At 70.3% G+C, this 8460-nt stretch carries 8 protein-coding genes and 1 pseudogene; 2 read left to right on the top strand and 7 right to left on the bottom strand.

Annotation, left to right across the window (positions count from 1 at the left end):
- A pseudogene (locus tag ESO86_RS18695) lies at positions 1 to 564 on the top strand (NAD(P)/FAD-dependent oxidoreductase); the annotation flags it as partial.
- Between the two features lie 7 nt (positions 565 to 571).
- Here ESO86_RS18695 and ESO86_RS07350 read toward each other — a convergent pair.
- Positions 572 to 1669 carry an aminotransferase class I/II-fold pyridoxal phosphate-dependent enzyme gene (locus tag ESO86_RS07350; RefSeq protein WP_242492256.1) on the bottom strand — a complete coding sequence of 366 codons (1098 nt, stop codon included), beginning with the start codon at positions 1667 to 1669 and terminating at the stop codon, positions 572 to 574.
- A 368-nt stretch (positions 1670 to 2037) separates the two neighbouring features.
- On the opposite strand from ESO86_RS07350, the gene ESO86_RS07345 reads away from it, so the two are divergent.
- Positions 2038 to 3054, top strand: coding sequence for an aminotransferase class V-fold PLP-dependent enzyme (locus ESO86_RS07345; RefSeq protein WP_129234315.1), 1017 nt, complete (start codon positions 2038 to 2040; stop codon positions 3052 to 3054).
- Between the two features lie 10 nt (positions 3055 to 3064).
- Here ESO86_RS07345 and dnaB read toward each other — a convergent pair whose 3' ends face one another.
- The 6 genes from dnaB to ESO86_RS07315 form a co-directional block, all read right to left on the bottom strand.
- Complete coding sequence (gene dnaB / locus ESO86_RS07340; RefSeq protein ID WP_129234314.1) at positions 3065 to 4438, bottom strand: replicative DNA helicase; 1374 nt, start codon at positions 4436 to 4438, stop codon at positions 3065 to 3067.
- Positions 4439 to 4927: 489 nt separating this feature from the next.
- Positions 4928 to 5380 (bottom strand): 50S ribosomal protein L9, encoded by a 453-nt coding sequence (rplI, locus tag ESO86_RS07335; protein WP_129234313.1) that lies wholly within the window; start codon positions 5378 to 5380, stop codon positions 4928 to 4930.
- 11 nt (positions 5381 to 5391) lie between these two features.
- Positions 5392 to 5652, bottom strand: coding sequence for a 30S ribosomal protein S18 (rpsR, locus tag ESO86_RS07330; RefSeq protein ID WP_067947514.1), 261 nt, complete (start codon positions 5650 to 5652; stop codon positions 5392 to 5394).
- Between the two features lie 73 nt (positions 5653 to 5725).
- Positions 5726 to 6247, bottom strand: a complete 522-nt coding sequence (locus ESO86_RS07325; protein ID WP_129234312.1) for a single-stranded DNA-binding protein — start codon at positions 6245 to 6247, stop codon at positions 5726 to 5728.
- A gap of 5 nt (positions 6248 to 6252) precedes the next feature.
- Entirely contained in the window at positions 6253 to 6636 is a 384-nt protein-coding gene (rpsF, locus tag ESO86_RS07320; protein WP_129234311.1) for a 30S ribosomal protein S6, read from the bottom strand.
- Positions 6637 to 6792: 156 nt separating this feature from the next.
- Positions 6793 to 8226 (bottom strand): CCA tRNA nucleotidyltransferase, encoded by a 1434-nt coding sequence (locus ESO86_RS07315; protein ID WP_129234310.1) that lies wholly within the window; start codon positions 8224 to 8226, stop codon positions 6793 to 6795.
- Between the last annotated feature and the right edge of the window lie 234 nt (positions 8227 to 8460).

The following is an 8460-nucleotide window of genomic DNA, read 5'->3' as shown; positions in this document are numbered from 1 at the left end:
TCGAGCGTCGCGGCATCCGCCGTCGTCGTCGCCGTCGGCCCGGAGGCCGTCGCGAGCCTCGTCGACGTGCCGGCTCCGCAGACGCGCGGGCTGCAGACCTGGTGGTTCGCGGCCGCCGAGGCGCCCACGGCGTCCGCCATGCTCGCCGTCGACGGCCGCCGAGCCGGTCCGATCGTGAATGCGGTCGTGCTCTCGCACACCGTCCCCGCCTCGGCACCGAGCGGGATGCACCTCGTCGCGGCGACGAACCTGCTCCCGGCAGCCGCGCGCGCCGACCCCGCTGCGGCACCTGCGGAGGCGGACGTGCGCCGCCACCTCGGCGAGATCTGGGCGACGGATGCCTCCGTGTGGAGCCTGCTCCGACGCGACGACCTCCATGACGCGCTCCCCGCGCAGCTCCCACCCCTCCGCGCGCGGCGCCCCGCACGGCTGGGCGACGGGCTCTACGTCGCCGGCGACCACCGCGACACCGCGTCGATCCAGGGCGCGCTCGTCTCCGGCGATCGCGTCGGTCGGGCCGTGGTCCGCGACCTGCTCGGCCCGACCGGCGACGCCGGGCCGTGACGGGCGATCAGGCGTTCGCCTCCTCGAGCGCGGGCAACGCCCGCTCGATCGTCTCCATGGTCGCGGTCAGCGAGATCCGGAAGTGGGCCGGCTGGTCGAACAGCGTGCCCGGCATCAGGTAGACGCCGCGCTCGGCGAGGGCGCCGCAGAATGCCGCGGCGTCGCCGCCCGGCGCGCGACCCCAGAGGTAGAACGTGCCCTCCGGCTTGGTCAGCGTGTACCCGGCGGACTGGAGCGAACCGTACATCCGGTCCCGCTTCCGAGTGAGCTCGGCGAGGTCGATCGACACGCCCTCGAGCGCCGGCACCGAGTACTGCATCAGCGCGTCGGGGAAGCCCCACCCGATCGCGAGCTGTACCGGCGTGGCCGCTTCGCGGAGCGTCGTGCGCTCGGCCGGCTCGAGCAGCGGGGAGATGGCGAGGTAACCCAGCCGCTGGCCCGGGGCGAGCAGCACCTTGCCGTAGCTGTAGTCGACGACCGTCCAGGGATAGGAGCCCGCGGGGCTCGCGAACCCGATGCCGTCGAAGCGGATGCGTCGGTAGGGCTCGTCCGAGAGCAGCCAGATGCGACGACCGTGCCGACGCGACGCGTCGTCGAGGACCTGCGCGAGCGCGTCCCAGGTCTCCTTCGGGTAGACCCGACCGGTCGGGTTCGCCGGCGAGTTCACGACGACGATCCGCGTGCGCGACGTGATCGCGCGCTCGATCTCCGTCACATCCAGGCTGAAGTCGACCGGCGCGAGCGGGGCGCCGACCGGCACCAGGTCGGCCGCGTGCAGCATCGGCGCGTAGCAGAACCAGCCGGGCACCGGGATGACGACCTCGTCTCCGGCATCGGCCAGCAGGGCGAAGGCGAGCTGGATGGCGCCGAAGGCGCCCTGCGTCATCGCGATGTCGTCGTGCTCGAAGTCCAGTCCCAACTCGCCGCGCAGTCCTTCCGCGACGGCTTCCTGCGCCTCGCGCTCGCTGGTCTTGTAGGCGAACCAGTCCACGGATCGCGGCTCGAGCTGCGCGCGCATCGCGTCGACCAGCCCGGGCAGGGCCGGTTCGTGCGGGTTGCCGAACGTGAAGTCGAGCGCATCCGGATCGTCAGCGGCAGCCTGCATGCCTGCGAGGAAGGACGTGACCGACCGGATCGAATCCCTCGACTCGACCGCTCGCCTGGACAGCACCATCTCGGACCGCCTTCCGGCTGCGTTGCGACTCGGGCGCTGCCAGCATCCCAACCGCAGCGACCCGCGTCAATGCTCCTGCGCACCGCGCCGCGTCGATCGGCTTCGCTCGTCACCGTCCGTCGAGGAGGGCCCGGGATCGCGGCGGATAGAGCGAGCGCATCGCCCACACGTCGAGGGATCGCGTCGAGGACATCCGGGAGGCCCGGGGTCTGTTTCCGGCGACGCGGGACTCGGTCTACCTCAACACCGCGGCGGTCGGTCTCGCGAGCGTCCGTCTCTCGGCGGCACTGCGGCGGTATGTGGATGAGTGGACCGCGGCGGGCCTCGACTTCCCGAGGGGTGAGGCCGCAGCCGAGGCGTCCCGTTCGATCGTAGCGGGGCTGATGGGCGCCGACCGGTCCGATGTCGCGTTGATCGCGTCCGTGTCCGCCGCCGCCGGCCTGGTCGTCGCGCAACTCGCATCCGAGAGGTCGGCCGGGTCGAACGTCGTGATCGGCGAGCGGGAGTACAGCTCGAACCACTTCCCGTGGCGGATGCTGGTCCATCACGGCTACGAGGTCCGGCAGGTGCCGTTCCGCAACGGCGGGCTCGAGCCCGACGACATCGCCGCTCATGTCGACGGCGGCACGCAACTGGTCGCGGTCAGCGGAGTGCAGACCGCGACGGGTCATCGCACGGACATCCCATCGGTCGGGCGGATCGCACGTGCGGTCGGCGCGCTGCTGTTCGTCGACGGAGCGCAGCTGGTCGGCGCGGCATCAGTGGCAGGGGACCTGCCCTGGATCGACGTGCTCGCGGCATCCGACCACAAGTTCCTGCTCAATGCGGGCCGCGGCATCGGCTACTGCTACCTGTCGCCTCGCGCGCAGGACCGGCTCACGCCCGTCAACGCGGGCTGGAAGGCGGGAGCGGAGCCACTCGCGAGCTTCTTCGGACCGAGCATGGAGCTCTCGACGACGGCATCCCGGTTCGACAACTCCATCAGCTGGCTCGCCGCGGTCGGCGACGAGGCGGCACTGTCGGTCTTCGACACGTTCGGTCCAGAGGCGGTGTACCGCCGCAACGCGGAACTGTCCGACGTGCTGCGCTCAGCACTCGCCGATGCCGGCTGGGTGCCGCGCGATCTGCCTCCGCCCAATCGGAGCACGATCGTATCGGTGCCGCTCGGAGACCGCGACGCGGTCGAGATCCTCGCGCGACTCCGGGAGCAGCGGATCGTGGCTGCGGCCCGAGATGGGAACCTCCGCCTGTCGCTCCACTTCTACAACGACGAGGACGACGTCTCGCGGATCGCCGCGACGCTGAAGAAGCTCTGACGACGGTCGGCTACACCTGCACCATGTCGGCGAACCGCGAGAAGTGGCCGTGGAACGCCACGGTCACGGTGCGGGTCGGGCCGTTCCGGTGCTTGGCGACGATGAGGTCGGCTTCGCCCGCGCGCGGGCTGTCGCGCTCGTACGCCGACTCGCGGTGCAGCAGGATCACCATGTCGGCGTCCTGCTCGATCGAACCCGATTCGCGGAGGTCGGAGAGCGCGGGCATCTTGTCGGCGCGCTGCTCGGGACCGCGGTTCAGCTGCGACAGTGCGAGCACGGGCACCTGGAGCTCCTTGGCCAGCAGCTTCAGCGCACGCGAGAACTCCGAGACCTCCTGTTGCCGGCTCTCGACGCGCTTGCCGCTCGTCATGAGCTGCAGGTAGTCGATGACGACCATCTTGAGGCCCACGCGCTGCTTGAGGCGGCGGCACTTGGCCCGGATCTCGACGAGCGTCATGTTGGGGGAGTCGTCGATGTAGAGCGGTGCGTCGTTGATGCGGCCGCGGGTCGAGGCGATGGTGGTCCAGTCGCGCGAGTCGACGGTGCCCTTGCGCATGTTCTGCAGGGGCACGGATGCCTCGGCCGAGAGCAGTCGCATCGCGATCTCGCTGCGCCCCATCTCGAGCGAGAAGAAGATCGTCGGCAGGTCGTGCGTGATCGCCGCCGACCGGGCGAAGTCGAGCGCGAGCGTCGACTTGCCCATCGCAGGACGCGCGGCGACGATGATCATCTGCCCGGGGTGGAAGCCGTTGGTGAGGTCGTCGAGGTCGGCGAAGCCGGTCGGCACGCCGGTCATCTTGCCGTCGGTGTGCTTCGCCGCCTCGATCTCGTCGATCGCGGTGCCGATCGCGTCGGTCAGCGGGACGTAGTCCTCGCTCTCGACCGAGCCCGTGACCGAGTAGATCTCGGCCTGGGCGTTGTTGACGAGTTCGACGACCTCGCCCTCGCCCGCGTAGCCCATCTGCACGATGCGCGTGCCGGCCTCGACGAGGCGGCGCAGGAGCGCCCGCTCGGCGACGATCGAGGCGTAGTACCCGGCGTTCGCCGCCGTCGGCACGAGGCTCGTGAGCGTGTGCAGGTACTCGACGCCGCCCGCCCGCTGCAGCTCGCCGTTCTTGGTGAGCTCATCGGTGACGGCGATGACGTCGGTGGGCTCGCCGTGGGAGTACAGCGCGAGGATGGCGTTGAAGACCACCTCGTGCTTGGGCACGTAGAAGTCGATTCCGCGGAGCGTCTCGATGACGTCGGCGACCGCGTCCTTCGAGAGCATCATGCCGCCGAGCGCGCTCTGCTCTGCGAGGAGATCGTGCGGCGGGGTCCGCTCGCCGCGACGGGATTCGGCCTCGTCGACCGGCTCGGCGATCCCCAGATGCGCGATCGACAATTCCTACCTCCGCTCGCCCGCCGGGCATGATCCATCGCCCCGCGACCAGTCTCGCCGGACCCCCCGACACCTCGTCGAACGGCTCTGGCGGGGCCCGTTCACGGCGTCATTCCGAAGGAGACTGACTCACCATAAGGAAGGGGTTCCCGCAGCACAAGCCGCCCTGTGGATAACTCTGTGGAGGACGTGGGCGAAACGCCGTGGAACATGTGCACAGTCCCTGTGGAGAACTGTGGAAATCTTGTGAATGACATGGCGTGAATTCGTGCTTGACCTGCGGTTTCTCGAATCCACACCTGTGGGGGGAAAATTCTTCCGTTTTCCCTCCGCCGCTTCCGCCCTCCTGTGTACAAACCTGAGGACAGCACCCCGAAATGCGGACTTGCGGCGGCCGGACCGACGGGTGTAGGGCGACCCCGAACGGCACGCAGAACGACGACGCGGCGGGGGCCTCAGCCCACCGCCGCGTCGTACGTGCGTCGGAAGCGACTACTTCGCCGCGACCACCTGGAGGGTGACCGTCGCGGTGACCTCGTCGCGCAGCTTGACGGTGACCTCGTGGTCGCCGACCGACTTCACCGGAGCGGTGAACTCCACCTTGCGCTTGTCGATCTCGCCGAGGCCGGCGTCGGCGACGGCCGACGCGACATCCGCGGGCTTGACCGAGCCGAACAGGCGGCCGCCGAGGCCGGCCTTGACGGCAAGCCTGACCTTCGCCGACTCGAGCTTGGCCTTGAGGGCCTGTGCGTCCTCGAGGGAGTGCAGCTCGCGCGCGGCACGCGCGGCCTTGATCTGGTCGACCTGCTTCTGGCCGCCACGGGTCCACGGGGTCGCGAAGCCCTGGGGGACGAGGTAGTTGCGGGCGTACCCGTTCTTGACCTCGACCACGTCGCCGGCCTCGCCGAGACCGGAGACCTCGTGCGTGAGGATGATCTTTGCCATTTCCGTGCTCCTTAGCGGCCGGAGCCCGAGTAGGGCAGGAGCGCCATCTCGCGCGCGTTCTTCACTGCGCGGGCGATGAGGCGCTGCTCCTGCACGGAGACACCGGTGATGCGACGGGCGCGGATCTTCCCGCGCTCCGAGATGAACTTCCGAAGGGTCGCGACATCCTTGTAGTCGATGACGCCGACCTTGACGGACTTCGCGGGGGCGGCGTTCTTCGCGCCCTTGCCGCCGCGAGGCTTGCGGCGGTCGCCGCTGCTCTTTCCAGCCATGGTTCTTTCCTAATCGTGTGTGAGTTTCGGGTGCGAGCGGATGCCACGTGGCATCCGTCGCCGGCCTGGCGGCCTAGAAGGGCGTCTCGTCGCCGTAGTTGGTGCCCGGGGTGTTCCAGACGTCGCCGCCGCCCGAGGACTGGGCGGGCGCGCTCGGCGCCCACGCGTCGTCGGAGGACTGCTGGGCGCCCCCGAAGGAGCCGCCTCCGCCGCCGCCGACGCCGCGGTTGGACTGGGCGCGCGTCACGGACGCGGTGGCGTAGCGCAGGCTCGGGCCGATCTCGTCGACCTCGAGCTCGATGCTGGTGCGCTTCTCGCCCTCCTTCGTCTCGTAGGAGCGCTGCTTGAGACGTCCGGAAGCGATGACCCGGGTTCCCTTGGTGAGCGATCCGGCGACGTGCTCGGCGAATTCACGCCAGCAGCTCGCACGCAGGAAGAGGGCCTCGCCGTCCTTCCACTCGTTCGCCTGACGGTCGAACGTGCGGGGCGTCGACGCGATCGTGAAGTTCGCGACAGCCAGTCCGCTCTGCGTGTAGCGCAGCTCGGGGTCGGCGGTGAGGTTGCCCACCACGGTGATGACGGTCTCGCCGGCCATGGGGACTAGGCGTCCTTCTTGGCGGTGGCCTTCGCGGCGGCGGCGGCCTTCTTCGCGGCCTTCGCCTCCTCGGCCTTCTTCACGGCGGCGACCTGGGCGATCGCCTCCTCGGCGCGGAGCACCTTCGTGCGCATGACGGCCTCGCTGAGGTTCAGCTGGCGGTCGAGCTCGTTGGTGGTCGCGGACTCGGCGGTGAAGTCGACGACGGCGTAGATGCCCTCGGACTTCTTGTCGATCTCGTACGCCAGGCGACGCTTGCCCCAGATGTCGACGTTGTCGACGGTGCCGCCATCGTTGCGGATGACGTTGAGGAACTTGTCGAGGCTCGGAGCAACGGTGCGCTCGTCGATCGACGGATCGAGGATGACCATCAGCTCGTACTGGTGCATGACAGACCCACCTCCTTCGGACTCAGCGGTCACAGACGTTCTGTGACAGGAGGGTGTTCATGCGTCGAACTGCGGAGGCCCGGATTCGGGCACGCAGACAACCTGTCAAGTGTAACGGATGCCTCGGCGCCGCGCACATCGGCGGCGGGAGGGGGCTCAGGCGTCGCCGCGGGCGGCCCACCAGGCGAGCAGGCGCTCGCGCGCGGCATCCGGCCCGATCGGGCCCTCGTCGAGGCGCACCTCGAGCAGGTGCCGGTACGCCTCGCCGACCACCGGACCCGGGCGGACGCCGAGGATCTCCATGATCTGCTGCCCGTCGAGCTCGGGGCGCACGGCCGCGAGCTCCTCCTCCTCCGCGAGCCGGGCGATGCGCTCCTCGAGGTCGTCGTACGCGAACCCGAGGCGATCGGCCTTGCGGCGGTTGCGGGTCGTGACGTCCGCCCGCGTCAGGATGTGGAGCCGCTCGAGCTGGTCGCCCGCGTCGCGCACGTACCGGCGCACCGCCGAGTCGGACCACGCGCCATCCGTGTACCCGAAGAAGCGCAGGTGCAGCTCGATGAGCCGCGACACCGCCTTGATGGTGTCGTTGTCGAACCGCAGCGCACGCAGGCGCTTCTTCGCGAGCTTCGCGCCGACCATGTCGTGGTGGTGGAACGACACGGCACCGCCCGGCTCGAGCTTCCGCGTCGCGGGCTTGCCGATGTCGTGCAGCAGCGCCGCGAGGCGCACCACGAGGTCGGGGGAGACGAGCACCCCGCGCGAGACCTCGTAGTCGACGGCCTGGTCGAGAACGGTCAGGCTGTGCTCGTAGACGTCCTTGTGGTGGTGGTGCTCGTCGATCTCGAGCCGCAGTGCCGGGACCTCGGGGAGCACGCGCGCCGCGATCCCGCTGTCGACGAGCAGCCGGATGCCGCGGCTCGCGGCGCCCGTGCACAGGAGCTTCGACAGCTCGTCGCGCACCCGCTCGGCGGAGATCCGGTCGATCTCGGGCGCCAGCGCGGCCATCGCGGCCAGGGTGTCCGGTTCGACCTCGAACCCCAGCTGGGACGCGAAGCGTGCGGCCCGCATCATCCGCAGCGGGTCGTCGCCGAACGAGACCTCGGGCGCCGCGGGCGTCCGCAGCACCCGGGCGATGAGGTCCTCGACTCCGCCCGAGGGGTCGACGAGGGTGCGCTGGGGCAGGCGCAGGGCGAGCGCGTTGACCGTGAAGTCGCGCCGCACGAGGTCGTCCTCGAGCGAGGTGCCGAACACGACCTCGGGCTTGCGCGAGGTGCCGTCGTAGGCATCGGCGCGGTAGGTCGTGATCTCGACCGTGTGGCCGTGCACGATCGCGCCGATGGTGCCGAACGCGCGCCCGATGTCCCAGTGCGCCTCGGCGACCGGCTTCACCACGGCGAGGATCTCGTCGGGCGTGGCATCCGTCGTGAAGTCGAGGTCGTTCGTCGCTCGACCGAGGAACGCGTCGCGGACCGGGCCACCGACCAGGGCCAGCTCGAATCCGGCCGCCCGGAAGGCGTCGGCGAGCGTGGCGACCGTCGGCGAGGCCGCCAGACCCGCGAGCCGGTCGAGGGCCTCCGCGACACTCTGCATTGCTCCATGTTAGGCAGGGCTGCCCCAGTGCACCGCGTTCGGCGTCCGGCGCAGCCCGGCGACGCCCCACGACCTCCCGGGTCGGTCCCCGTAGAATCGCCTCCATGCCGGCCGAGTCGACCCCTCCTCGACGCCTGCGCCGACTCCTCGCCCACCTCTCCGCCGGGGCCGCCGCCGTGGCCCTCGGCCTCGCCGGCGCGGTCGCGCCGATCGGCGACCCGAGCGGTCCGTCGA

The organism is Agromyces binzhouensis (assembly GCF_004135055.1).
GTDB classification, from domain to species: Bacteria; Actinomycetota; Actinomycetes; order Actinomycetales; family Microbacteriaceae; genus Agromyces; species Agromyces binzhouensis.
This window is presented reverse-complemented; position numbering and strand designations above follow the sequence as displayed.